The organism is Vibrio hyugaensis, assembly GCF_002906655.1.
In the GTDB taxonomy this organism is placed as follows: Bacteria; Pseudomonadota; Gammaproteobacteria; order Enterobacterales; family Vibrionaceae; genus Vibrio; species Vibrio hyugaensis.
Map to the genome: position 1 here is coordinate 750699 of NZ_CP025794.1, position 25286 is coordinate 775984.

Here is a 25286-nt window from a genome sequence, read left to right on the forward strand (position 1 = left end):
ACCACTTCTTCGGTCAAAAACAGTAAATAAACCCACTGTGACTCAAAGCCTAGGTAGGTAGCGCTAAAGGTTACGTTTAGCTTTTCTGGTTCGCAAGTTCATGAAACGGAGGCATTGAAGTGAAACAACTAGACAGAATCTATCTTAGTTATTATTGGATGCAATCTACTTGTCCACGTCGATAGCAACCGCGGTAGCTTTTGAATCTAGGTCAGAACACATTATGATGCTCATTATGGGTGGCTATAATATTCTCTTACGAAAAGAGGCTCATCCTAAGATGAGCCTACTGAGTAAAAACCCCCTACTAACCTAGGTGTTCAGGGTAAACGTTACGTTTATAGGTAATTCTTACCAAGCGTATGACAGACCTGCACCTACAGAGTAGTCTACTTCGTTGCCGCTCGTACCAGATAGGTTCGCATTGGCAGTCCAGTTCTCGTTGATGCGATGAGCATAACCTACTGCAATCGCGTTTTGTGAACCTGAGTTACCCAAGCCAACGCCAATTGCGTTAGTCTGGTTTGAAGACAGGTATGGACGCGCCGCTGTTACTGCTTGTGATGTTGCCATCACTGTTTCTAAGTCTTCTTCGATCCCGTCGATACGTGAGTTAATACCAGCAATTTGAGTATCAGTGTAAGATTTAGCATCACTCAATGCCTTATCTGCGTATTGTTGTGCCTGCTCGTTACCAGTATTGTATAGCTCTTCAAGACCATTTTGCACATAAGCGACTGCTTGACCTTCACCAATTGAGCCAAGCTCATGAGCCGGGACACCCTGTGATGGTGGGTTGATACCGAAGTCTGGGTCTTGTGGTGCAAGCTTAGAACCTTTCTCTTGAAGAGTCTTAGCGGCACCTTGTAGCTTGTTAACTGCAACGTCCATCTTAGCTTGTAGAGTAGCTGACGCATCACGTAGTGCTGACTCTGCTTCTGGAGAGATACCAGTGCTAGGTACTTGTGGGTTCTCACCGTTCTGGAGTTCAGCAATTAGTTTAGCCTGTTCGTCTAGCTGCTTTTGCATCGCTGCGAACTGCGCTGCCATCTGTTCAGTTGCACTTTGTGCAGCTACTTCTAGCTCAGACTTACCAGCAGTAAGGTCAGTCTTTAGAGTTTGACTAGCTTCCATTAGGTCTTCAGCACCCGCTTTGATACCTTGAGCACCAGCTTGTAGTTTAGCTTTAGACTCTTGGCCTAGTGCCATTAAGTTCTCACCAGCTTCAGTCAGGTTAGTCACTGCATCAGACCAACGTTCACCACCAAGCTTAGGTGCATTGTCCAAGTCGCGCTCTGTCTTACGCTCTGTTTGTTTGGTAAGTGCAGCGGCTTTGAATTCATCAGCAGATACTCGCAGTACGTTACCTTGCTTATCTGTAAGCTCAACATAACTCTCACCGTCGATAGTCAGGCCAGCATCAGTGATTTGGTAGTTAGAATCTCCGCGTTCAAGCATATTGTTAACCAAACGCGCTTTTGATTCACCGTCCATGTTATCCACTTTATGCTTAACAATAACTGTTGCAGCTTCACGGATGTTGTCAGGGTTGCTCTTCATGTCACGGTCAACACGGCGCTCTTGGCGACGTTCTTGACCACGCTCTTTTCTTGCAATTTGGTTGTCATCTTTGTTGTTGTTCCAAGCTTTGAGAAGTAGGTGTTCAACATCAACTTTTTCGCCTTCTTCATCAGTCACGACTAACTCCCCCCCAATGACACGAACATCATACTCGTCAGTCATATCAGCTTTTTCTAGAATAAATTCAACGCCAGCAGCTTTTTGCTCAACAGTAGTCTGACCACCAAACGTTGGCTTTTCAACTGGTAAACCATCTTCAAGTGGAGGATTAATTCCAACTGGCGGGCGCTCTATTGATGGCTCCTCAATGATATCACCAGCAGAGTCACGAACCACGTATGACGTGCCGCCATCGCCATCAGTCGTCATTTCAACTGAACCGTTAGCTCCTTGGAAAGTAACAACACCATCTGAACTTACAGACTTAGCGAGAACATACTCACCACCATCTGAGCCAACCGCCTTCAAGTATGATACTTCGTTACCACTAGCATCCACTGTCTTGTTAACGCTCAGACTACCATCTTCGTTAGCCATCACCTTAGATTGGTATATAGTACCGTTGACGTCTTCCGCCTCAATAACATAGCCATTATCCATAAGCTTTAGTTTAGCTATTTCACCAGTTGTCTTATTAACAAGTGTTAGTTCATTCTCGCCTTCAGCCCCAAATACAATTGAACCAAAACCATTTGAGCCTTCAATAATGACGTTGCCCTTTTCGATGCGGCATTCACCTTGGAACTGATCGCCAAACAAATCACATGGTGTTGCTTGTGAAGCATGAGCCGCACCCATTGTCAAACCAAGTGTTGTTGCTACTGCTACAGAGAGAATTGTCTTTTTCATAATACTTTACCTATATCGTATTAGTACGTTTTAATTTTAAAATAAAGGCGAACGCACTTAAAGAATGCTGTTCGCTATCTACAGGTGGGCATTATAAAGATTCAGCAAAAACCGTCAAGCGTATTAGTACGAATTAGTTTAATTATTTACTAACCAACTGTTCCATATAGATAAAAATTATCTTCCCGAAGACTATTTCCATTGTCTTTCTAGCCTCTTCCTTACCGATATTATTAGACAAGACCGATTCAATCTGATTAATCGCCCTCTTAATCTGCACTGCACCGCTGCCAGAATCTACGACGCTAGTCACTAACATTCTAACAACTTCACGGAACACGTGATCCTCATGATCCCAGTAAGCATCAAACCAACTCCTGATGAATCCTTCACTACTGTTCACATCAAGCTTTTGCATCACATGAGGTAATATTTTCCCCTGTAAGGCCGTAGCGAACATCAACCTATTCTCGTAGTAGCCCTGTAACGTACTTTTGCGGATGCCTAGCTCTTTGGATAGCCTGTCATAAGTGACGTGATCCCATCCCTCTTCCACAAATATACGGAGTACGAGCGCGTCATACTCCGCTTTATTCGAAGCTCTTTGCTCTGCAGTTATACGTGCCATAAATCCTCCTGAGGTTTCCGGTATTATCATGTAAAAAAACCTCCGTCTGGGAGGCTTTATTAACATTGGTTAATATGACTGATGGATGCTGTGGCAGAACATAAACAATGAGAACACGATTCAAACCAATGGAACCGTTCGATCATTCAGTTCTTATTGCGTTCTGACATCTATTATATTCTGTGCTTGCTCTCGTGATGACTCTACACGCTGCAGTTCTGAATGTCTCTCACAATACGTACCGACACACATAAATAGTAAGCAAAACATACAAAGCACTGTATGCGGATACAATATTATTTGCATTCACCCTTAATCATTAGTTTGGTTTTTGACCGATTATCATTGGAGTGCATCCCTTTATAGCTCCTGTCACCCTTGCCCAGCAGATTTGACACCAAAAGCGGTCATTTCCCGTAATGTTCAAGAAAGGAAACAGCTGAATTGCTTTCACCCATTAGTGCAACTTGTCTCGCGAGCCTTCCTGAGCATCGATCAAATTTTTCATCCATTTCTTGCTCGCCATGCGGTGTAGGCATGTCCCCCACTTCACGACTTCTTCGGTCAAAAACAGTAAATAAACCCATTGCGGCTCAAAGCCTAAATAGATAGCACCAAAGGCAGCTAATGGAATACTTATTACCCATTGCGCGATCAGATCTTGGTACAAACAGAACTTCACATCCCCACCTGCGCGAAGCACACCGACAATAGCCATCATAGGAACAGAACGAAGTACCACCCCGACAGCAAGAATCACCATAAACTGTTCAGCTAGGTGGCGCGTTTCTGGCGTCAGAGCCCTAAAGGCATCGAGAATAAGTTGGTTTGAGAGCAGAAGTAAAATCGCGACAACGACGGCAATCAACACATTGAGAATCACGGTTGCCCACGCTTGGTAGTAAACCGGACCAAAATTCTTGGCGCCCAATTGATTACCCACCAATACCGCAGCAGCGTTAGATGAACCGATCATCATAGCAAGAGCAATCGACTCTACCGGCGTCATTACTGACAATGCCGCTAAACCCTGCACGCCTGCTTGTCCCATAATCGCGTGATAAGCAAACAAGCCGCCCGCCCATGCTAGGAAGTTAAATGTTGTTGGAAGAGAAAGTTTTAAGAAACGGGTGATTTTATCCAACACTAAGCTGGCACGAATGTCGTCCAAACCGAAAGCAATGATGTGTTTTTTAAACCACAGGTAACTGAATAAACAAGTTACTTCAATAGCACCACTGATGACGGTTGCAATAGCAGCCCCTTTAATACCCATCGCAGGAAAGCCAAATTGACCAAAAATAAGCACCCAGTTAAGGAAGATGTTGGAAAGAATGCCGATTCCGCTAAAAAACGTACTTAGACCCGGTTGATGCATAGCACGCAGACCCACTGCCATACTTGCGACACAGGCAACAGCAAACATGCTAACCGATGAAATAACGAGATAATCAGCACCAAGCCGAATCACCTCTTTTGAATCCGTCGTTAAGCGCATGATGGGTTCTGGGAACAGAACGAATAACACCACCGTTAGGGCCGCAAATACCATGGAAATCATCCACGTCAGCGATGTGCTTTGCCTTACACCTACTTTGTTTCCCGCTCCCCAGTACTGCGCTGTTAACAACGCACCGCCAGTTGTTACGCCAAGGAGCATGATGGTCGTAACGAATGTCGCTCTTGCTGCAACGCCGACCGCAGCAATTTCCGCCTCGCCCAATTGACCGAGCATCAGTACATCCACCAAGCTTCGGCTGGAGAACATCATGCTCTGTAAAGTTATGGGTAATGCGATGGCAAATAGTCGACGTAAAAACGACTTATCGGCATGAGTAACCAGTTGTGAGAAAAAAGTCATGCACGCTCCGACGACAACTTATTGATAGAACGAGAAAAGTGTCTCATGATTATACCCAGTGGTGACTAATCCACCAGCAATAAAAGGACTCAGAATGAAAAAGGTGTTGGTACTTGGGGCTTCAGGATACATTGGCTCACAGCTTCTTCCACAGCTGCTTGATGAAGGTTACATTGTCACAGCAGCCGCGCGTCATATAGACTATTTAGAATCTCGAACTCAACCACACCCTAATCTCACTCTCACTTATTTAGACCTCGCAGATGCAGAAGCGACACTCGAAGTCGTGAATGATTTTGATTTGGTGTTCTTCCTTGTGCATGGTATGGCGAAAGGTCACGACTTTGTTGAGTACGAATTAAACCTCGCAGAGAACTTCAAGAATGCGCTTGAGAAAAGTCGCGTAGAACACGTGATTTACTTGAGTGCGATTCAGCCCCAAACCGGCAACTCTCAACACTTAGCAGCACGCAAAGCGACGGGAAAGATCATTCGTCAAGCCGGCGTTCCTGTCACCGAGCTTCGCGCGGGAGTGATTATTGGCCCGGGGTCTGCGGCATTCGAGATCATGCGTGACTTCGTCTATAACTTGCCGATTCTGATTGCGCCTAAGTGGGTCGACTCCAAAGCGAACCCAATCGCCCTACCCAACCTCAATCACTACTTGCTTAAACTGGCAGAAACCAAACCAGCAGAAAGTGAAATCTACGAAGTCGGTGGGCCGGACACATTAAGTTATCGCGAGCAATTTGAAGTCATTTGTAAGACCACGAAAAAGCCTTACCGACTTTGGTCAACCCCACTGCTGACACCCCAAATGGCGTCGTATTGGTTAGCTATTGTGACGTCAGTTCCTGCAAGTATTGGTAAAGCGCTGCTTGCTGGTTTGGAGCACGATTACATTGCTGATACCAAAGCCATTCATGAACGATTTCCGCAAGAGTTAATCAGCTATGAACAATCCGTAGCGGACACCATCGCTACGGAAGGGACTTTTGTGCGCAGTAACGTATGGGGGTTTGAACCAGCAGCACTCAAACGTTGGCAACCAGGCTACGGCTATTACCCAAAACAGGCAGGAGCCAGCATTAAGACAAAAGCTTCTGCAGAATCACTTTGGAAGGTCGCACAAAAGATCGGGAGCCCTGAAAAAGGCTATTACTTTGCCAACATCCTTTGGCGCACCCGAGAGTGGCTCGATATCTTCTTTGGTGGAGGGAAACCCATTCGAGTTTCACCACCGGGGCCAGAGCTCAAAGTGGGTGATTTCATTGATTCATGGAAGGTTATTCGCTGCGTAGAGAACCAGTTCCTTTCACTGTTTTTCGGTATGAAAGGCCCGGGACTTGGCCGTTTAGAAATTACGATCAAAGACGATGGCGAAGAGCGCGAATTCGATATCACCGCATGGTGGCATCCGCAAGGCTTCCCCGGTTTGCTTTACTGGTTTGCGATGATGCCTGCGCACCTGTTCATCTTCAAAGGCATGGTCAAAGCCATCGCTAAAGAAGCAGAAGCTTTGGAGAACCAATCTAACAACTAAGGCAGTAAACGGCGGATATTCTCTAGATGCGCGAGTATTTCTTGCTTGTCATAGAGCGTGTCCGCCTTTGCTGATGTGCTTTGTCGTTCAACCAAGCTGATTGGCAATACTTCTGACACAACGCCTTGCCCTTTCTCCATCTGGCTCAGTACTACTTTGACCGCCCTTCGTCCAAGCTCATTGAAATCTTGCTTAACCGTCGTCAGAGGGGGTGAGAAAAATTGGCTGTCTTGAATGCCATCGAACCCAACCACAGAGACAGTTTTAGGTACATTAATACCCGCTTCCGAAAGCGCGCATAACACGCCAAGCGCCATCTGATCATTCGCCACCAATACAGCATCAAAAGGTACACCTTTTAACACGGCGTCTTTAACTGCGTTGTAGCCACTGGCTGCTTGCCAATCTCCCTCATAGTATGCCGCTTGCACCAATTCATGTTGCTGAATCTGTGATTGCCACTCTTGGTAACGAATCTGAGAAGCGGTAGATGCCTTGGGTCCGGAAATGCACACAAAAGACTCGCGTTTGTGCTCAATCAAATGGGAGATCGCCAAATTTGCCCCAGCTTTATGATCACAACTGAGAGAGTTGACGGGCGTCCCCTCTGGTACATCAATAAAAACCAGCGTGAGCTGACTAAACTGCTCCACTAGGTTGTCTGCCATCTCTCTGGTTACCGGGGCGTTGATGATAATGGCATCAACTTGTTGGGCAATGAGCTCTCGGATTGCACTACGGAATTCCTCAATGGAGTTGTCACCTAACACTGCCAGCGCCGTCGCGTAATCCATCTCATGCGCTTGATTGCGAACGCCATTAGCAATAAGAGCCACACCGTGCAGTGAGATATCCAAAGAGACAATACCGATGATCCGCGACTTCGCTCGGCTCAACATTTGTGCCCCTTTATTCGGCACGTATCCAAGCTTTTTGATTGCGTCGTTGACTCGTTTTCGTGTTTCTTCTGCGACGTTATCTGCGCCATTGGTTACGCGCGATACGGTTTGCGTCGAAACCCCAGCTAACCGTGCAACATCTTTAAACGTAACTGCCACTGCGTTCTCCTATTCTGATTTGCTGTTCACTCTACCAAATTCATTCGAATATTCTCGTGAACAATGTCGTAAAAAACATGAAAAAATGTTCCCGAAAACAGCAGATCCAGCACACAAAACCAAGTTCCAAAACCTGTTCAAAGTCACATTTAAACGGCTATTCAATCGAAATAAAACCAAACAAGCGCATGATTATTTGCAGATTAAATGTTTGCGAAAACAGAGAAACAACATGCAAAAAATTGTTCACTTAAAATCCAAGAATCACAGCATGATCATTAAAGTGGATCGTGTTCCTGAAATCCTTCATTGGGGAGCCAAGATCGCTCAGATCGATCCCGATTTAATGCTCTCAACCGAACGTCCTATCTCGCAGGCTCGTCTTGATGTCGACGTACCCTTATCACTCTGTCCTGAGCTTGGTAGTGGTCACTTTAATGCGCCAGGGATTGAGGGGCATCGCAATGGCGAAGACTGGGCGCCAGTGTTCACAACCACATCCATTGAGCACGATGACAACAGCGCGACATTTACTCTGCAAGATGACATCGCTGGTCTTGAATTATTGATTGAGCTACAACTGGACTTTAACAGTGACGTGGTACAAAAACGCATCACCGTGAAAAACACGACTGCCGGTGAGTATTGCTTGGGTAAGCTCTCCTCTACTCTGCCACTTCCTAACCATGCAAACGAGCTGATGACGTTCCACGGGCGTTGGTGTCATGAGTTTCAAACTCAGCGTTTGAGCTTTGAGCATGGTGGCTTTATGCAAGAAAACCGTCGCGGTCGCACCTCTCACGAAAACTTCCCAGGTTTGTTCGCGGGCACTAATGGCTTTAGTGAGCAATTGGGGCAAGTTTGGGGCTTCCATCTTGGTTGGAGTGGTAACCACCAACTTCGTGCCGACGTTCGCAGTGACGGTCGTCGCTTTGTTCAAGCTGGTGAACTGTTACTGTCTGGTGAAAAGCGTCTACAAAGCGGTGAAACCTACCAATCACCATGGCTTTACGCGACATACAGTAACTCGGGGTTGAATGGAATATCAGAGCGATTCCACGAGTTCGTTCGTGCCAATATTATCCAATTTCCAAACAACAAACCTCGCCCTGTTCACTTAAACACGTGGGAAGGCATTTACTTCGATCACAAACCTGAATACATCATGCAGATGGCAACCGAAGCTGCTGAGATGGGTGTCGAGCGCTTCATCATTGACGATGGTTGGTTCATAGGCCGTGATGGCGAACGCGCAGCGCTTGGTGACTGGTACTTGGATGAAACTAAGTACCCAAATGGTCTTGAGCCGGTCATCGAGCACGTAAACAACAACGGCATGGAATTTGGTCTTTGGGTAGAGCCAGAGATGGTCAGCCAAGACTCAAATCTATATCGCCAACACCCAGATTGGGTATTAGGTCTGCAAGGCTACCACCAACCTTCAGGTCGCTGGCAATACGTGTTGGATTTGCAAAACCAAGATTGCTTCAACTACCTGTTTGAGCGTTTGAATGACTTGCTGACTCGCTACAACATCGGCTACCTGAAATGGGATATGAACCGTGAATTGGTTCAACCAGGGCATCAAGGTAAACCTGCTGTGCATGGCCAAACGAAAGCGCTTTACCGCTTGCTAGACGAGCTTCAAGCTGCGCATCCGGCGGTTGAAATTGAGTCTTGCTCATCGGGTGGTGGTCGTATTGATTTTGAAATCCTTAAACGCACTCAGCGTTTCTGGGCTTCTGATTGTAACGATGCGCTGGAACGTCAGGCGATTCAACGTGGTATGAGCTACTTCTTCCCACCTGAAGTCATGGGCGCTCACATTGGTCCTGCAGAGTGTCACTCAACCAATCGTCGCCATGCGATCAACATGCGTGGCGTGACAGCGTTAAGTGGTCACATGGGTGTGGAGCTCGATCCAGTAAAAGAAAGCGCGGAAGAAAAACAAGCGTTTGCTCATTACATTCAACTGCACAAACAGTATCGCGATTTGCTTCATTCGGGACGTACTTTCCGCATTGATCCTGCCGATCAAAACCAGAACATCTATGGCGTTGAGAACGGGCAAGAAATGCTGATTACGGTGTGTCAGTTGGCAATGCCAAATCATGCGCTGCCATCTCCACTTCGCGTTAGCTGTGCGGATGAAAATGCCCGTTACGAAGTCAAGATTGTTGAAATGCCAAAAACCAGCTTCCAGTTGATGAAACAACGTCCGCAATGGCTAGACAAAACCATGACACTAAGTGGCGATAACTTAAAGGAAATTGGGGTAACGCTTCCGATTCTCGACCCAGAATCGGCACTGATTGTACACCTTAAGAAAATGTAAACCTCTATCTATGCCCTCTAGCGACCGGGTTTCAACTTCGCGTTGTTCCTGATAAAACACTCCTATACGCGCTAGAGGGACACCCTATAACTAACAAGCAAAACTTAATTGCTTAACTTGTTAAGGAAACAAAATGTCTATTACAGTATTACTTTCGTTCTTGCTGTTTACAGGCTTTGTTGTGGTGTTCACTTACAGCAAAGTTAAAAACGATAAAAACACCTCTCAAGACGGCTTCTTCCTTGGTGGACGAAGCTTAACAGGCGGGCTCATTGCCAGCTCTTTAATTCTTACCAACCTGAGTGCCACCAGCTTTGTTGGCATGAGTGCGCAATCCTACACCCACAACATGAGTGTGATGGGCTGGGAAGTGGCCTCTGGCGTTACACTGGTTATCATTGCGCTGCTGCTTGTCCCTCGCTACCTTAAGCAAGGCATCACCACCATTCCTGACTTCTTAGAAAGTCGTTACGACATGTCGGTGAAGAAGTTCGTTACCCTGTTGTTCTTGTGCCAATACGTCATCAACATTCTACCTACCACTCTTTACGCTGGCGCAGTGGTACTGGGTGAAATCTTTGATGTACAAGGTTTACTGGGCATTTCTGAATTCAGCTCTATCGCCCTTATTTCTGCCACTATTGGTTTGTTGGGTTTCTTCTACGCGATTTACGGCGGTCTAAAAGCCGTGGTAATTGCAGACACGATCAACGGCGTAGGCTTGATCACCGGCGGTTTGATGATCCCTGTATTTGGTCTAATGGCATTAGGCGGCGGTAACTTTATGGAAGGTTTAGACGTATTGCTGACAGCCGCACCGGAAAAGTTGCAATCCGTAGGTAAAGAGACCGACCCACTGCCTTTCTCTACCCTGTTCACAGGTCTATTGTTGGTGAACTTGTACTACTGGGGTACTGACCAATCAATTATCCAACGTGCACTTGGCGCGAAGAACCTGAAAGAAGGTCAGAAAGGTGTCATTCTGGCGGGTGCGATTAAAGTTATCTCTCCACTTTTCCTAATCATTCCCGGAATCATTGCGTTCCATATGTTTGGCGCAGATGCGGGCAACCCAGATACGATGTACACACGCTTGGTGAACGAAGTGTTGCCTAAGCCTCTTGTTGGTTTCTTCGTTGCGGTCATGTTCGGCGCAATCCTAAGTACCTTTAACGGTGTATTGAACAGCTCAACCACCTTGTTTGCTTTGAACGTTTACAAGCCACTATTTGGCAAAGATAAATCGGATGAAGAGTTAGTCGGGAAAGGTCGTATCTTCGGCGTTATCATTGCGATCATTTCGGTCTGTATTGCCCCTTTCATTATGTACGCACCAGAAGGCTTGTTCCAATATCTACAAATGGTTGCGGGCTTCTTTAGTGTACCTATCTTCACTATCGTGTTTGTGGGCTACATTTCCAAACGTGTTCCTGCTATTGCCGCTAAAGTTGCTTTGGTCGTGTTTGTTAGCTCCTACGCTGCGATGCAATTGGTCTTTGGTACACCAATTCACTTCCTACACCAATTGGCGATTCTATTCGTCGTGTGTACTGCTCTGATGTTTGCGATTGGTTACTTTATGCCACGTGATACTGACTACGTAATGCCAGTGAATGAGAATATCGATGTGACGCCGTGGTCATTCCGCTTCGAAGCATCAGCGGTCATCATCTACATGGTATTGGGTGCTTACGTGATGTTCTCAGACTTTGGCTTTGTCTCAAGCGATCCGACTATCATGCAAGTGTACGGCTTCTGTGGTCTGGTCTTGATGTTTGGTGTGGTTTCTAACTACTTCATCAAACGTAGAAAGCACAAAGAAGTGTCAAAGCTTAATGACATGTACATGCCTTAAGTCGACTTAGGTTGCACACATAAAAATCGGAGCACTGGCTCCGATTTTTTGTATTCCGATGAACAAGTTAGTCCGCTTTAAATGACAGTGGAATTTCTGCTAACTGGTTACCTTCGTTGGCTGGGAAGATCAGGTATTCACCGTGGTACTTCACCATTGACTTGTAATCGGTCACCTTGTGAACCATGTAGCCAGCTTGTGTTGCTTTCTCGACAAATTCAGCGTGGTTACCGCGAACAAACCAACTCATCGGTTTAACAAGCACTTCACCATCAAAACAGCTTTCACATTGGTCTGCACAAAGCGCAAGCGAGTTTTGACCCTCGGTGAAGATTTGTACTTTGCCACAACCAATCAGTTGCTCAGAAGTTGAAACTTCCCATTGAGCTTGCTCCATAAGATCCAAAAACGCTTCAATGTCTGAATCTTTGATCACTTTCGACTCTTCGCCTTCTGGGAAGAATTGTGCGTAATAAGCAGAGATACGTTTGAAGATAAACAGCAAGCCTGCATCGTTCCCTTTTGAACGACCCGCTTTTTGCCAACGCGTTAAATCATCCCCAACAGTGCGACCGAAACGCTGTGATTTTAGCGCTTTGGTTACCCAACGAACCAAGTAATGATTGTTAGCAACTGGCGCATTCGCCAATTTACCTGAACGATGTTCCTGATCCAGTTCTTCCAGAGCAGAGTTAACCAAGTGTTGAATTTCTTTGGTGTAATTAGACATTACGCCTTTCTTCCTAAAGTCCAATAAAATAGTGCAGACAGCACTGAACAAGCAAACATAACGATGATCATCGGCCATGCAACACCGCTCGGCATGGCAGCAACCAGCGCACCAATAAGTGAACCAGTACCAAAACGCAAGGTGCCAGCAAGTGAAGATGCTGTGCCAGCCATGGTTGGGTAACCACTCAACAACAACGCCATTGAGTTACTACCAATCGTAGACAAGGTACCAATAAACAGCACGACAAATGGCACCATACCCCACAAACCAAGGTTGAACATCCAACCAACAAACAGACCAATACCCGCGGTTAATTGCACAGCTAAACCAAAACGAAGCATGGCATGAGAGCCGACTTTTTTCACCAAACGACCGTTGATGCTGGTCATGATGATCATCGCCACGATGTTCAAACCAAATAGATAACCAAATTGGTCCGGTCGAACACCATACAAATCTATATAGATAAATGAACCCGCCGTCAGGAATGCAAACATACCTGAGAACGAGAACGCCCCAGAAAGCATTAAACCTAATGCTTCAGGATTTGAACACAAACGTGCATAGTTGCGAATCGTTGTTCGGAATCTTAATGGCTGACGGTTTTCTGGTTTTAGCGTTTCCGGAATCATCCATAACACCAGCAAAATCACCACAACAGCAAAGATAGCCAATACCCAGAAGATAGAGCGCCAACCGAACCAGATCGCTAAGTGACCACCAATCATAGGCGCAACAAGCGGCGCAATAGTGATAACTAGCGTCACGAACGACATCGCACGCGCAAAGTCCTCGCGATCAAACATGTCACGAACAACTGCTTGGATAATGACAGCTGCCGCTGCACCAGCAAAGCCCTGTGCAGTACGCACATAGGTCAGCGCATCGATACCATTCGTGGTTGCACTGACTACCGCTGCCAAACCAAAAAAGAACACACCTAAAATGAGTACAGGTCGGCGGCCGTAGCTATCAGCTAGCGGTCCATGAAGCAACTGGCCTAACGCAAAACCTGCGGTGTACGCCGTTAACGTAATTTGCACTGCCCCTGCTGTCACGCCTAGATCTTTCGCGATAGTAGGCATAGCTGGTAGATACATATCGATAGCAAGCGGGGTTAATGCACCGATTGCACCGAGAACAAGAAACAATAAAAAACTGATTTGTGACTGGGGAGCACTTTGGGCTTTTTCTGTCATTGATTTACCTCTTGTTGTGGTCCTCCCATCAACATTCCACATTGATTGAGACAGATGAGTGACACTTCTCGAACACTGGCTTCATAACAGAGTTACAAAAAGCAGTGCATAGTATCCATACTATTGAGAAATACAGATGCCCAAGTACTTTTTCACTTTTTTAGTGTCACTTGAGCATTACTGACGAAAGTATACCAAGGCGGTCTTGACTAACTCGACGCTTAAACCTGCATGATGATTATGCGCAGCGACAATATAACCGAGCTAAAACGAAGAGGCGGTGACGTTAACACCGTCTGTACTTATCGTCAGTAAGGACCAACAAGAGAAAAGGTTTTTCTCAGATTAAATACAGTTCAGCCTGCGTTTACGAGCAGCGAATACATGACTGGTTCAGTCATTAACACAAATTTGGTAGGAAACCCCATTCTGAGTGATTTCCTACCAAAACACTAGTTCCTATCTAGAACTAAACAATTTCCCAGAACAGCGATTATTTCCAATCAGAAAGAATTACTTTAATACCGATTCGACTTCTTCTTCGGTTAACACACGGTAATCACCCGGCTCTAGTGCCTCATCCAGAACGATAGAACCAATACGCTCACGGTGAAGGTGTTCAACCTTATTGCCAAGAGCAGCAAACATGCGCTTCACTTGGTGATATTTGCCTTCCACTATCGTCAGAAGCACTTCATTTTCCGCTTCGTTCACGATTTCTAGTTTGGCAGGTAACGTTGCTTCACGCTCATTACGTAGCTCGATACCTTCAGCAAACTTCTCCACGTAGTCTGGCTCAATCGCATCCACCAACCAAACACGATAGGTTTTCTCACACTTGTGCTTAGGTGAAGTAATACGATGAGACCATTGGCCGTCGTCAGTGATCAAAACTAATCCTGTCGTATCGACATCCAAGCGACCAGCAAAGTGCAAGTTTTCTACTTTCGGCTCATCGAGCAAAACGAAAGCGGTTGGGTTGTGCCCATCTTCATGCGAACAAACAAAGTCCGCAGGCTTATACAACATGATGTAACGTGGGCCTGGTTTACCAACGTCACGACCATCCCACTGGACGACACCACCTTCTGGTACTTTAAAGGAACCACTTTTTTGTACTTCACCATCGATGGTGACTTCGCCACTTTTGATGATCTTTGTTGCCTGCTTGCGAGTCGCACCCAGAGCATCACACAAATATTTATCTAAACGCATGAATACCTCATTGAATTATACCCAAATGACCTCTGCCCAAGCCAATTAAGCCAAAGATCGGTAAGTAAAACCGCACTCAAAAGTCACTTGGGTATAAAAGTCGGGTATTATAACGATCCTAATTCGAATAGTTGAGCAATTTCACAGATTTTCATGTACACCCTTCGCCCTTACCAAGCCGACTCTGTAAAAGCGGTGATTCATTATTTTCGCAAACACACCACACCAGCGGTCATTGTACTGCCAACAGGTGCTGGTAAGAGTTTGGTTATTGCAGAACTGGCGAGACTTGCCAAGGGACGCGTATTGGTGCTTGCGCACGTTAAAGAGTTGGTGGAACAAAACCACGCCAAGTACGAAGGCTACGATTTAAAAGGCTCGATTTTTTCGGCGGGCTTAGGCAGAAAAGAAACCGATCAACAGGTGGTATTCGCATCCGTTCAATCAGTCGTACGCAATTTAGATTCATTCAAAAACCAATTTTCTTTGCTGGTCATTGATGAATGCCACCGCGTACCCGATGATAAAGACAGCAGCTACCAAAAAGTCATCACTCACCTAAGAGAGCTCAATCCAGGTATCAAGGTCCTTGGCTTAACCGCAACGCCATATCGTCTTGGGATGGGTTGGATTTACCAATACCACACTCGCGGACAAGTTCGTACCGAAGAACCTCGTTTTTTCCGTGATTGTATCTTCGAACTACCGATTCGTTATTTATTGGATGAAAACTTCTTAACACCTGCTCGTATTATGGATGCGCCAGTACTTTCCTATGACTTCTCGCAGCTTAAGCCAGCCAATACTGGACGATACAAAGAAGCCGAAATGGATATGGTGATCGACAAAGCCAAACGCGCCACGCCACAAATCGTTGAACAGATCATTCAATACGCCAAAGAACGTAAAGGTGTGATGGTATTTGCTGCGACGGTACGACACGCTCAAGAAATTCATGGTTTATTACCTGAAGGGGAAACATCCATTGTGATTGGTGATACACCAACTCCAGAGCGAGATGCGATCATTCAGTCGTTTAAAAACCGTGAGATTAAATACCTAGTTAACGTCTCCGTGTTAACAACCGGCTTCGATGCACCGCATGTAGATTTGATCGCGATTCTACGGCCCACGGAATCAGTCAGCTTGTATCAGCAAATTGTTGGTCGTGGTCTGCGTTTGTCAGAAGGCAAAACCGAATGTTTAGTGCTCGATTATGCCGGTAACAGCTATGACTTATACCAACCAGAAGTGGGCGACCCAAAGCCAGACTCCACCAGCGAGATCATCACCATTCCCTGCCCTGCTTGCGGATTCAACAATAACTTTTGGGGCAAGTTAGACAGTAATGGTTTCTTGCTTGAGCACTTTGGCCGTCGCTGCCAAGGCTATTTTGAAGATGACGAAACCGGAGAACGCGAGCATTGTCGTTATCGGTTTAGAGCAAAATACTGCGGCGAATGTGGGGCAGATAATGATATTGCTGCTCGTATTTGCCATGAGTGCGACGCCACACTCGTCGATCCAGATAAAAAGCTGAAAGAGGCATTGAACCTCAAAGACGCGCTTATCTTTGAATGCACAGAAATGGACTTGTCGGTATTCAAATCCAGTGATGGAAAGTCGCAACTGAAAGTCACGTACTCTGGAGAGTCTTATCAAGGTGAAGGGAATGCATTGGTGCATGAGTTTTGGTCTTTAAACACCAAAAAGCAAAAGCAAACCTTCAAAGATCAATTTGTTCGCCCTCATTTAGCCGACAAGCATCGCCCATTTGAAGAGGCTTCACCAACCAAAGTGGTCTCGAATCAGCATCGCTTTCGCTTACCTCAATTTGTGATAGCGAGAAAGTCTGGACGTTTTTGGAAGTTACGTGACAAGATCTTTGAAGACGAGTTGAAGCAATAAAGCGTAAACCACGGCGTCGAAACTCAGAGTAAGACGCCGCGATTGTCTTTAAAACAGGTCTATCATTTAGAGCGGTACATGTCTTGGTCAGCAAGCTCAATGACATCCATGAGTGACTCATTCCCCGTTGCTTTTGCCACGCCAGTAGTAACTTGAACCTCTACGTCATATTGAGTCAAAGGTCGCTCAGCAATGCTTTCTCGTAAACGCTCAGCTAACCTTTCCGCCGCGTCAAGTGGACACGATGGCATAATGACAACAAACTCATCTCCTCCAAATCGAATCAACCAGTCGCTTTGTCTGAACGTGGCTTTCATCGTCCGAGCAATATGAATAAGCGCTAAATCCCCCGCTTTATGTCCGTGCGTGTCATTAATTTGCTTGAATTTCTTACCGTCTATCAGAATAACAGTGTAACGACCTTGCTTGATCGCATTTTCAAACTCTTTGTCTTCAAAAACTTTTCGATTGTACAAAGAGGTTAGTTCATCTTTACTAGCCCTTTCAATTGCGCTAGCCAGGTGGCTTTTGTGTTGCATATTGGATGAATAAAGTCTATGAATTACCCATATCACGATCCAAGTAACAAATAGCACCCACAGATTATCAATGAGTACTTTAATAATGGGCAACTGATAGACTATAGCAGTGTCACTGTCTATCGGAAGAATCAACCCTCCAGCTAGGTTAGATAAAGGGTAATTATCATAGCCAATCTTATAGTAATGAAAGTCCCCTACCAACTCTGTTCTAATCGTTCGCCCATCTAAATTTTTGTAAGAAATACGGAGATCTATCACGAAATCACCAATGATAGTTCCATCTACATAAACGGGACTCATTATCTCGATAATATCAACATTTGGGTTTTCCGATTTATATATATCTGAAACAACAAGTCGGTCTACCAATTCAGTCTTGTGCATATTGAGAGAGCAAGTTCGAGTGGATGAACATATAAGTGGATCAAAAAGCCGTTCAGAAACAGGGTAATGCTCAGTTGGGGCCGCAGCAAACACTAGCTTTTTACCTACATACGAGCGGTAATAAATATTGACATTTTCCTTACGAGTCAGTTTATCGCTAAACATTAAAAAATCATCTAGCACGTCAAAGGCCACAAGTTCACTATTCGTCATTACAGAGTCATTTAATGATAGAACTCTGTCTGAAGTATCAACTTCTTCCGTTAACTTTATGTTGGAATTATTATCTAATTTGGCTTCCATTAGTAAACCTGCCAACACTGCAGAAGTTTTGTACAAGTCAAGAGTGTTTGCAACAGAGTTAAATTCTCTATTGGTCCTGTCTATCTCTATTATAGAGATAAAAGATACGGCTATAACGTATACAGCCAAGGAAATAAGTGACGATTTTTGGGATAACTTTAAAAATAACATTCTATAACTGCCTTTGTTTGACTTGAAGACGCCTTTCAGCCAACGTCTCCACTAAGTCCCTCCTTAACCCCAACTATTAACAACAATGCCAATTTAAAGCTGGGGTGAAAATATACATGCGACAGCCTCGACAATTATAGGCACGCCAACAAATTAGAGCATCAAAATGCCCAGCAAACCAACTTAAGGCTTTTTATCAATAACTTATAAAGCCCTAGCCATATCAAACGTGTTATCAAACTTATTGCCACATTCACTTTCCATTCATGTACAAGCGGATATAATTTTGCTAACTCTCCCAAAAAGGCTTTGCTATGTCTAAATCCTTCATTACACGCAAGCTTCCTATGCTGATAGGTTTAGTGCCGCTTTTATTGTCCGCGCCAAGCTTTGCAAATCATCACGATCATCATGACGGCAAAGATGGGCATGCCATTGTTCGTGATGTTGAAAAACCGGGAACCCGAATTGAATTCGATGAAGATCAAGATGAAGTCTACCGCGCGGTACAGAAAGGCTATATTCGCCCTTTCTCAGAAATGTACGAAGCGGTGGAGAATGACCTTTATGGGCGTATTATTAAAGTAGAGCTAGAAGAAGATGACGATGAATGGGTTTACGAGCTAAAAATCCTGTTTGATGACAGCGTGATAAAAGTGGAATACGACGCCGCTACGCTTGAAATGTTAGAAATCAAAGGTCGTAACTTCAATAAAGCGCTCAAACCGCAATAATCCATCAAACATAATAAGAAGAAAGAACATGAAAATACTTGTTGTCGAAGATGAACCTCGCCTAGGCGAACAAATTATCGAAACTTTAGAAAATAATGGTTGGGTACCAGAACTTTCCCAAGATGGCATTGATGCCCTTTATCGCGCTACCTCTGAAGAGTGGGATGTGATTGTGCTTGATCTAGGCTTGCCAAAACTGGATGGTTTAACGGTACTTAAAGGGATTCGAGATGAGAACATCAACACCCCCGTTGTCATACTCAGTGCTCGCGACTCCCTATCCCAACGCGTTGAAGGCTTAAACGCAGGCGCCGATGATTACTTGACTAAGCCATTTGAAATGATGGAATTAACGGCTCGCTTACGTGCTCAATTGCGTCGGGCATCAGGTAATGCCTCTCCAGTCATGAAAATTGGAGACTTAAGCTTAGATACACGTTCTTCTAAGGTATTGTGGCAAGGGCAAGCTGTTAGCCTAACTGCACTGGAATACAAAGTGGTCGCATATTTTATGCATAACCCAGAAAAAGTGATTTCACGTACCGAGTTGGTTGAGCATATTTACAAACAAGACTTTGATCGTGACTCGAACACCATCGAAGTGTTCATCGGTCGAATTCGTAAAAAAATTGCTCCGAAGATCATTAAAACCGTACGTGGATTGGGGTATCAGTTGAATGCCGAGTAAAAACAAACTACCAATGCATGTTCTCAAGCGTCTTAGTATCAAAAGCCGCTTAGTACTTGCGGCGGTGGTTTGGCTCACCGCCATGATCCTCGCCGCTGGCGTGACCATTCCAACTCAAGTTTATAACTACATGGTGGATGATACACGTTCACAGTTGAATGTTTATATGGACGAAATTGCCGCCCAGTTAGAGGTCGGCAGTAAAGGCCAACTATCCCTTTCCACCCCGCTTTCCGACCCTCGATTTAGTCGCCCATACAGTGGCTTATATTGGAGCGCCTCCACGGAAACCAGCCTCGAACGATCACGTTCACTATGGGATAAAAAAATCACTTATAAAGGGCTCGATAAAAATGCGTTTGGGGCCCGAGATGAAAAGCTCATCACGTTAAAAAAGACGCTTTATCTACCAGATTATGATGGACCAATCGATGTCATCATCGGCATCGATAAAGACCCAATTGAGGGTACCATTCAATCTTTGACAGGGCAGCTTTGGATTATTTTAGGTTTGCTATTTGCCGGCGTACTTGCCGTTATCTTACTGCAAATTGCATGGTCATTGAGCCCGCTGACCAAGCTGCAAAGAGAACTGGCAGAGCTTAAATCTGGCAATAAGAAAGGCTTGGAAGAAGAATATCCAAAAGAGATCTCTCCTTTGATTTCTGATCTGAATGCCTTGCTCTTCCACTATCAAGAGCTGCTGGAACGTGCTCGTAATCATGCAGGAAATTTATCTCACGCGCTGAAAACGCCACTTTCTGTTTTAAAAAATGAAGTGCAGAACTTAAAGCCTGAAGAACGAGAGCGCCTAAATGCACCGATTAGTCAGATTCAGCAGCATATAGATTACCACCTAGGCCGAGCGCGGATGGCCGGCTCAATGAATATCCTCTCTGTAAAGTCCAACCCTTCAGAATGTGTTGACGCGATTTCTATGGCGTTCGATAAAGTGTATGCCTATAGAGAAGTCACATTAATCAATGAACTTGATTCGGAGTTGAATGTTGCGGTTGAGAAAACGGATCTTGATGAGATGGTGGGTAATCTACTAGAAAATGGTTACAAATGGGCAGCGAGCATTATTCGTGTCCATTCCACGCAAGACAAAGACAACATTCAGATCATCATTGAGGATGATGGGCCTGGTATCCCCGCCGAGCAATTATGCCAGGTCATCAAACGTGGTTACCGATTGGATGAAACCACTCCTGGCTCAGGTTTAGGCTTGAATATTGTGAGTGAAATGGCCCACAGTTATCGTGGCCAGCTTGAGCTATCAGAGAGCAAAATGGGCGGTTTGAAAGCCACCCTAATTCTGCAAAAGAGCCGAGTTTAAATCACACCAGGTGAGAGTTCCGAAATGGCACTTGTCGATGCTTCATCGTTAGGTGCCATTTTTGTGTCTGGGTTCTGGTTGAATACATTAAGCGCTAACGATGGCTCACTAATCAGCAATACATTGCCATCTGAATAATAATCATGCTGATTGTCCATCGCAGTCGGCATGGCAAGTGAGTGTAACTCCCCTACCAACACTAAATGGCTCAACGCAATCTGTTTTGCAAGACGGTCTCTCTCGCTGTCAACATTTGGGTCAATACGATGAAGTACCGTCAAAATCCCCGAGTAATGCGCCAATTTAAGCCCGTCGTCATAGCTAATGGCTCCAACCCAGATCGGTACTCCTGACTGCGAATCCTGTCCTGCTGACCACCAGCGTATGTGGGAACGCTTCAATAGACTGCCTGGTTCTTGAAACGCCATGACTTGAGGTTTCCCGTTCCAAAACAGATCCGAAACCGGTGGCACTTGCTGCTTCAACAGGGAAATATAATCTGACAACTTGATATTATTTCTTGAGAAGGTTTGGTTCTCTAGCCAGCCAAGCTCTTGCATTAAAGTTCGGGGTGATTCACCAACGTACACCACATTAGCCGCTTGGGCGTCGAACACATTCGAGCGACCCGGGTATACTTTAAAATTCAACGTTTGAAGTGATGTTGGCATCGTATCCGCGCTTTCTACTTGCTTAAGATTATCATCAGCCAAATAGAAAAAATGACCATAATTCGCTGCCACTAAGCACAATATCAAGGCCGAGAAAGACTTGGTCCATTTTCGTGACCAATTCTTTTTCCATGCAATAACACTAAACACCATTGTCACCGCAATAGAGGCGATCAACAGTTTATGTTCAACTAAAACAAGTTTGATTGAATCGATAGGTAGCCAAGCCTGCAAGCCAGCGGCCAACAAATACCCCACTAAAACAAACTGCCCTATGCCAAATATTAATCCAATAGACGAACAAAGGGTAAAGCGCTTCCAAGCAATGTTCACCGAGCCGGCCATAAATGGCACAACCCAAGCAACAGGGCCAAGTAGACGCGCGAAGATCAGGATCGCGTTACCGCGTTTTTTCATCAGCAAACGGCAACGAGCAATTGGCCGCCGTGTTTTCACTTGCCAACGGATGAGTGCTCTCTGCGCCTTTGAGCCTGAACGCCGGCCTATAAAGTAGCTGAGTTGATCCCCCAACCAACCGCCTGATAAAACGGCAATCACACCCCAAATAATGCCTTGATGTAATTGATAGCCCGCGGCGAGCAAAAACGGCTCACCGGGAACAAAGAGATTTGGTCCAATCGTCGCATCTAGAAATGCCCCGAAGAACAGACTGATTGCTTCCAGCATACAGCCTCCGACGATTATGAATGTTGATCTTTGTAGTGACCGAATTTGTATTCCATTTCGTTATTGCGCATTTCACCGAAGAAGAAACGACGCACATTGGCTTTAAAATACGTCATCCCCATGTTGAAGAAACCATCTTGCTCTAATCGACGTGGATCAAATTCAAATGTCATAGGTAAGAAGCGAAAACGCCACGTTTTTGAAGCGCGCTTTACGTAATCACAATCCTCACATAGCGTGATGGATTCATCAAAGCCGTTAAGCTCTTTATGCGCACGCTTGGTCGAGAAAATACACGCACCAACAGCGGTTGGGAATGTGTATTGGGTAATGAACAAGCCTGTGTTAAACAAGCCGTAGCCAAGTTTGTGCGCCATTGGTAAGTCCTTTGCCCCCATGTACACACCCGCGACTTCTAGCTTCGCGTCTTCAAGCTTGCTCATCGCGCGGCTCAAGAAATCACTCGGTAAGCGAACATCTGCGTCTAAAAACAGAATGCGTTCATACTTAGCTAGGTTTGCGCCAGTGTTACGGCCAAGGCTTACGCCTCGGGTTTCCATGTGATGGACCGTTAATTCTGATAAAGAGCTTTCATACGCTTGGGCAACCTCTCGAGTTGAATCTTCACTATCCGAATCCACCACAACCACTTCAAATTTCTGATGTGTTTGCTTAGTTAAATCTTCGAGTAGTCGACCAATACGTTTTTCTTCATTTAGGGTAATAATCACGATACTGACTGGGTTCATAATGTGCTCCATTGATGCTCTCGTTAGGTGTTGGGCCAAGAATAGAACCGAGTGGCTTAACGGTTACTGAGGTCAGCATTCATTTTGCGTTCATTTCGTTAATAACAGATGTCGATGATTATCCATTCACAAAAATGATGCCTGTCGAGAAAGGGAAGAAAAACACAAGTAAAGGAAGGTAAATAGGTTAAAATCGCCTCAAAGTGAACAAACTTTTATCTAAGCGATAAAACTTGCACTCTTACTACCCAAAGATTGCTGTCTTTTTATTGATTTGGGTGCATTTATGGTTGCTGAACCCAGAGCAGGATGATAGTATCCGCGCTCGCTTGAACAGTTCCTGTTTCAAGCTTTACCACGAACTCAAGGTCGCATTGTGGTTCGTGAAGTTTAATTTTTACTAATTTGAGAGTAAATACTATGAAATTCGAAGCAGTAGTACGTACTGAACTAGGTAAAGGTGCGAGCCGCCGCCTACGTCACGCTGGCAAATTCCCTGCAGTTGTATACGGCGGTGAAGCAGCAGCAGTTGCTATCGTTCTTAACCACGACGAGATCGTTAACCAAATGGACAAGCCTGAGTTCTACGAAGGTATCGTTCTAGTGATCGACGGCGCTGAAGTTAAAGTTAAGCCACAAGACGTTCAACGTCACGCGTTCAAGCCAAAAGTTGAGCACATGGACTTCATCCGTATCTAATTCCCTACCAAGGAATTAACGGATAAAATCCAAACCTTTTGCATAAAAAGATTATCGGACTTACCAACCGAGATATCTAAAAAATTCAAAACCCCGGAGCCTTACCATCTCCGGGGTTTTACTATATATGGCCGATGAAAATTCCCACGCAAACTCCAAACACAAGAGAGCCCCAAACATGGGAGCGCCATGGATTCGAACTAACTATGTTCGTGCGATGTACTTCACCAAAGTGAGGTCATTCAACACCATGCCCTCAATGACCTCTGCCTCCTCCTCTCCAGACCACACAAAGCCACATTTTTTATAGAAGTTCAGCCCCTGTTGATTCGTATCCAACGCTTTAAGGCTGATTTGCATCACCGGTGTGGACAACAAACGCGTTTCTAGCTCATCAATCAATGCACTACCCACACCTTGCCCGTAGTAAAGAGGCGAAACATAACAACAAGTGACAACTGCTGTCTTATCCTCACTAGAATGGTTCGGTAGCTCGTAGCTGAGAAAACCAACTATCTCTTTACCCTTCTCTACCACAATCAAATTTGCCAATTGTTCTGTCATCACTCGTGTCCACATCTTTTCTCTGCGCTCAAGAGTAAACTGACAAATATAACTTTCAGGCATCAATCCTTTATAGGCGACTTGCCATGAATCGACATGAATCTTGGCGATAAGCCTAGCTTCGTCTCTTAGTGCGTTTCTTACTGTATATCCCATTGCGCGCCTTTCTTATAACTCTTGAGTAAACACTCTCTGACGACTGTATGCTTCAAATCCCAGTGATTGGCACAACTTTATTGAAGGTGTATTTTCAATGTTTACTCGATACCTAACTTTACGCTGTCTTGCCTTCACCTCACGGACTAAGTGAGCAAGCAGCCGCTTCCCATACCCTTTCCCTCTCGCATATGGAGAAACCAATATGGACAAAGATTCAAACGGTTCCTTTCCCGGATAACAATATGACGCCAGTACCGCAACGAGCTTTTCATTGTCGAAGATGCCATAAAAGAAATGACTATCCAGCTCAAAGTCCGCTTTTTCTATATCCTCACTACTATTCTGGCTTAAAAAGAATTCAAGTAATGAAAGATCGGATTCGATAGTAAGCGGAATTATTTCGTCATCATTGTTGACGTTATCGTCATTAAATAAATAGTAGTCGACATCGTCATAATCACAGAAGAATTGCTTATTATTTAATTTCCGTTCGATCTCACTCGGTTGAAAATGTCTTATTTTATTCCATAGCTCTTCGGGACAGGATATAAACGTCGTTGCATCGGATTGGTATAAAAAAACCGCAGCCTGATCGGAGAACTTTTTCCAATATCCAGGGTCGTAAGAGTAACCGTTGTACATTTTATCGATGGTTGTGAACTGCTTCTGCCAAGAGCAATCGATTTCCGCCGTGAGCGCGGCTGATTTTTTGAGCATCCCTACCTCTCAACATGCTGTACAGAAAAATCTTAACTATATGTTTCGCATACATTATAAAAACATGAATCTGGTAAAATAATAATCAATCCTTGGTTCATATCTCGCCAAAAT

General features: G+C 45.0%; 20 protein-coding genes. 8 read left to right on the plus strand and 12 right to left on the minus strand.

Annotated elements, in window-relative coordinates:
• Positions 1-351: 351 nt before the first annotated feature.
• The 3 genes from C1S74_RS04130 to C1S74_RS04140 form a co-directional block, all read right to left on the minus strand.
• Complete coding sequence (locus tag C1S74_RS04130; protein WP_045402245.1) at positions 352-2430, minus strand: YadA C-terminal domain-containing protein; 2079 nt, start codon at positions 2428-2430, stop codon at positions 352-354.
• Between the two features lie 142 nt (positions 2431-2572).
• The gene (locus C1S74_RS04135; RefSeq protein ID WP_045402247.1) at positions 2573-3058 is read right to left on the minus strand and encodes a TetR/AcrR family transcriptional regulator; all 486 of its coding nucleotides are present in this window, start codon (positions 3056-3058) and stop codon (positions 2573-2575) included.
• A gap of 457 nt (positions 3059-3515) precedes the next feature.
• Positions 3516-4919 (minus strand): MATE family efflux transporter, encoded by a 1404-nt coding sequence (locus C1S74_RS04140; RefSeq protein WP_045402249.1) that lies wholly within the window; start codon positions 4917-4919, stop codon positions 3516-3518.
• Positions 4920-5013: 94 nt separating this feature from the next.
• On the opposite strand from C1S74_RS04140, the gene C1S74_RS04145 reads away from it, so the two are divergent.
• Positions 5014-6462 carry a DUF2867 domain-containing protein gene (locus C1S74_RS04145; RefSeq protein WP_045402251.1) on the plus strand — a complete coding sequence of 483 codons (1449 nt, stop codon included), beginning with the start codon at positions 5014-5016 and terminating at the stop codon, positions 6460-6462.
• On the opposite strand, the gene C1S74_RS04150 is transcribed toward C1S74_RS04145, so the two are convergent.
• The gene (locus C1S74_RS04150; protein WP_045402255.1) at positions 6459-7520 is read right to left on the minus strand and encodes a LacI family DNA-binding transcriptional regulator; all 1062 of its coding nucleotides are present in this window, start codon (positions 7518-7520) and stop codon (positions 6459-6461) included. The two genes, C1S74_RS04145 and C1S74_RS04150, sit on opposite strands and share 4 nt — an antisense overlap.
• A gap of 232 nt (positions 7521-7752) precedes the next feature.
• On the opposite strand from C1S74_RS04150, the gene C1S74_RS04155 reads away from it, so the two are divergent.
• Positions 7753-9855: an alpha-galactosidase gene (locus C1S74_RS04155; protein WP_045402375.1), complete on the plus strand. Its 2103-nt coding sequence runs from the start codon at positions 7753-7755 to the stop codon at positions 9853-9855.
• Between the two features lie 133 nt (positions 9856-9988).
• Positions 9989-11710, plus strand: a complete 1722-nt coding sequence (locus C1S74_RS04160) for a solute:sodium symporter family transporter (RefSeq protein WP_038871756.1) — start codon at positions 9989-9991, stop codon at positions 11708-11710.
• 67 nt (positions 11711-11777) lie between these two features.
• Here C1S74_RS04160 and C1S74_RS04165 read toward each other — a convergent pair whose 3' ends face one another.
• From C1S74_RS04165 to rsuA, 3 genes are all read right to left on the minus strand, one after another.
• Positions 11778-12440: a DUF2913 family protein gene (locus C1S74_RS04165; protein WP_045402257.1), complete on the minus strand. Its 663-nt coding sequence runs from the start codon at positions 12438-12440 to the stop codon at positions 11778-11780.
• A complete protein-coding gene (locus tag C1S74_RS04170; protein ID WP_042604546.1) occupies positions 12440-13642 on the minus strand; it encodes a Bcr/CflA family multidrug efflux MFS transporter in 1203 nt (400 codons plus the stop codon). The genes C1S74_RS04165 and C1S74_RS04170 overlap by 1 nt, the downstream gene beginning before the upstream one ends.
• A gap of 513 nt (positions 13643-14155) precedes the next feature.
• Positions 14156-14857 (minus strand): 16S rRNA pseudouridine(516) synthase RsuA, encoded by a 702-nt coding sequence (rsuA, locus tag C1S74_RS04175; protein ID WP_045402259.1) that lies wholly within the window; start codon positions 14855-14857, stop codon positions 14156-14158.
• Positions 14858-15010: 153 nt separating this feature from the next.
• Here rsuA and radD point away from each other — a divergent pair, with 153 nt between their 5' ends.
• Positions 15011-16765: a DNA repair helicase RadD gene (gene radD, locus C1S74_RS04180; RefSeq protein ID WP_045402262.1), complete on the plus strand. Its 1755-nt coding sequence runs from the start codon at positions 15011-15013 to the stop codon at positions 16763-16765.
• A 62-nt stretch (positions 16766-16827) separates the two neighbouring features.
• Here radD and C1S74_RS04185 read toward each other — a convergent pair whose 3' ends face one another.
• A complete protein-coding gene (locus C1S74_RS04185; protein WP_045402263.1) occupies positions 16828-18165 on the minus strand; it encodes a GGDEF domain-containing protein in 1338 nt (445 codons plus the stop codon).
• A 314-nt stretch (positions 18166-18479) separates the two neighbouring features.
• Between C1S74_RS04185 and C1S74_RS04190 the strand changes: the two genes are divergently transcribed.
• The 3 genes from C1S74_RS04190 to C1S74_RS04200 are packed head-to-tail and all read left to right on the plus strand — an operon-like array spanning position 18480 to position 20926.
• Positions 18480-18899, plus strand: coding sequence for a PepSY domain-containing protein (locus tag C1S74_RS04190; protein ID WP_045402265.1), 420 nt, complete (start codon positions 18480-18482; stop codon positions 18897-18899).
• Positions 18900-18927: 28 nt separating this feature from the next.
• Complete coding sequence (locus C1S74_RS04195) at positions 18928-19587, plus strand: response regulator transcription factor (protein ID WP_045402267.1); 660 nt, start codon at positions 18928-18930, stop codon at positions 19585-19587.
• Positions 19577-20926 carry an ATP-binding protein gene (locus C1S74_RS04200; RefSeq protein WP_045402270.1) on the plus strand — a complete coding sequence of 450 codons (1350 nt, stop codon included), beginning with the start codon at positions 19577-19579 and terminating at the stop codon, positions 20924-20926. Before C1S74_RS04195 ends, C1S74_RS04200 begins: the two co-directional genes overlap by 11 nt.
• Here C1S74_RS04200 and C1S74_RS04205 read toward each other — a convergent pair.
• Positions 20923-22284 (minus strand): LssY C-terminal domain-containing protein, encoded by a 1362-nt coding sequence (locus C1S74_RS04205; protein WP_045402272.1) that lies wholly within the window; start codon positions 22282-22284, stop codon positions 20923-20925. The two genes, C1S74_RS04200 and C1S74_RS04205, sit on opposite strands and share 4 nt — an antisense overlap.
• Positions 22285-22298: 14 nt before the next feature.
• Positions 22299-23033, minus strand: a complete 735-nt coding sequence (locus tag C1S74_RS04210; protein WP_045402377.1) for a glycosyltransferase family 2 protein — start codon at positions 23031-23033, stop codon at positions 22299-22301.
• Between the two features lie 420 nt (positions 23034-23453).
• Between C1S74_RS04210 and rplY the strand changes: the two genes are divergently transcribed.
• A complete protein-coding gene (gene rplY, locus C1S74_RS04215; RefSeq protein ID WP_038868737.1) occupies positions 23454-23732 on the plus strand; it encodes a 50S ribosomal protein L25 in 279 nt (92 codons plus the stop codon).
• A 204-nt stretch (positions 23733-23936) separates the two neighbouring features.
• Here the strand turns inward: rplY and C1S74_RS04220 are convergent, their stop codons facing one another.
• Positions 23937-24452 carry a GNAT family N-acetyltransferase gene (locus tag C1S74_RS04220; RefSeq protein ID WP_045402274.1) on the minus strand — a complete coding sequence of 172 codons (516 nt, stop codon included), beginning with the start codon at positions 24450-24452 and terminating at the stop codon, positions 23937-23939.
• Positions 24453-24464: 12 nt separating this feature from the next.
• Complete coding sequence (locus C1S74_RS04225) at positions 24465-25172, minus strand: GNAT family N-acetyltransferase (protein WP_045402277.1); 708 nt, start codon at positions 25170-25172, stop codon at positions 24465-24467.
• Between the last annotated feature and the right edge of the window lie 114 nt (positions 25173-25286).

Excerpts from the sequence above, each read along its gene's own strand:
- C1S74_RS04130 (WP_045402245.1), bottom strand. The coding sequence starts at position 2,430 with ATGAAAAAGACAATTCTCTCTGTAGCAGTAGCAACAACACTTGGTTTG.
- C1S74_RS04170 (WP_042604546.1), bottom strand. The coding sequence starts at position 13,642 with ATGACAGAAAAAGCCCAAAGTGCTCCCCAGTCACAAATCAGTTTTTTA.
- C1S74_RS04210 (WP_045402377.1), bottom strand. The coding sequence starts at position 23,033 with ATGAACCCAGTCAGTATCGTGATTATTACCCTAAATGAAGAAAAACGT.
- C1S74_RS04135 (WP_045402247.1), bottom strand. The coding sequence starts at position 3,058 with ATGGCACGTATAACTGCAGAGCAAAGAGCTTCGAATAAAGCGGAGTAT.
- C1S74_RS04160 (WP_038871756.1), top strand. The coding sequence starts at position 9,989 with ATGTCTATTACAGTATTACTTTCGTTCTTGCTGTTTACAGGCTTTGTT.
- rsuA (WP_045402259.1), bottom strand. The coding sequence starts at position 14,857 with ATGCGTTTAGATAAATATTTGTGTGATGCTCTGGGTGCGACTCGCAAG.
- C1S74_RS04225 (WP_045402277.1), bottom strand. The coding sequence starts at position 25,172 with ATGCTCAAAAAATCAGCCGCGCTCACGGCGGAAATCGATTGCTCTTGG.
- C1S74_RS04205 (WP_045402272.1), bottom strand. The coding sequence starts at position 22,284 with ATGCTGGAAGCAATCAGTCTGTTCTTCGGGGCATTTCTAGATGCGACG.
- C1S74_RS04165 (WP_045402257.1), bottom strand. The coding sequence starts at position 12,440 with ATGTCTAATTACACCAAAGAAATTCAACACTTGGTTAACTCTGCTCTG.
- C1S74_RS04155 (WP_045402375.1), top strand. The coding sequence starts at position 7,753 with ATGCAAAAAATTGTTCACTTAAAATCCAAGAATCACAGCATGATCATT.
- C1S74_RS04140 (WP_045402249.1), bottom strand. The coding sequence starts at position 4,919 with ATGACTTTTTTCTCACAACTGGTTACTCATGCCGATAAGTCGTTTTTA.
- C1S74_RS04190 (WP_045402265.1), top strand. The coding sequence starts at position 18,480 with ATGTCTAAATCCTTCATTACACGCAAGCTTCCTATGCTGATAGGTTTA.
- rplY (WP_038868737.1), top strand. The coding sequence starts at position 23,454 with ATGAAATTCGAAGCAGTAGTACGTACTGAACTAGGTAAAGGTGCGAGC.
- C1S74_RS04185 (WP_045402263.1), bottom strand. The coding sequence starts at position 18,165 with ATGTTATTTTTAAAGTTATCCCAAAAATCGTCACTTATTTCCTTGGCT.
- C1S74_RS04195 (WP_045402267.1), top strand. The coding sequence starts at position 18,928 with ATGAAAATACTTGTTGTCGAAGATGAACCTCGCCTAGGCGAACAAATT.
- C1S74_RS04220 (WP_045402274.1), bottom strand. The coding sequence starts at position 24,452 with ATGGGATATACAGTAAGAAACGCACTAAGAGACGAAGCTAGGCTTATC.
- C1S74_RS04200 (WP_045402270.1), top strand. The coding sequence starts at position 19,577 with ATGCCGAGTAAAAACAAACTACCAATGCATGTTCTCAAGCGTCTTAGT.
- C1S74_RS04145 (WP_045402251.1), top strand. The coding sequence starts at position 5,014 with ATGAAAAAGGTGTTGGTACTTGGGGCTTCAGGATACATTGGCTCACAG.
- radD (WP_045402262.1), top strand. The coding sequence starts at position 15,011 with ATGTACACCCTTCGCCCTTACCAAGCCGACTCTGTAAAAGCGGTGATT.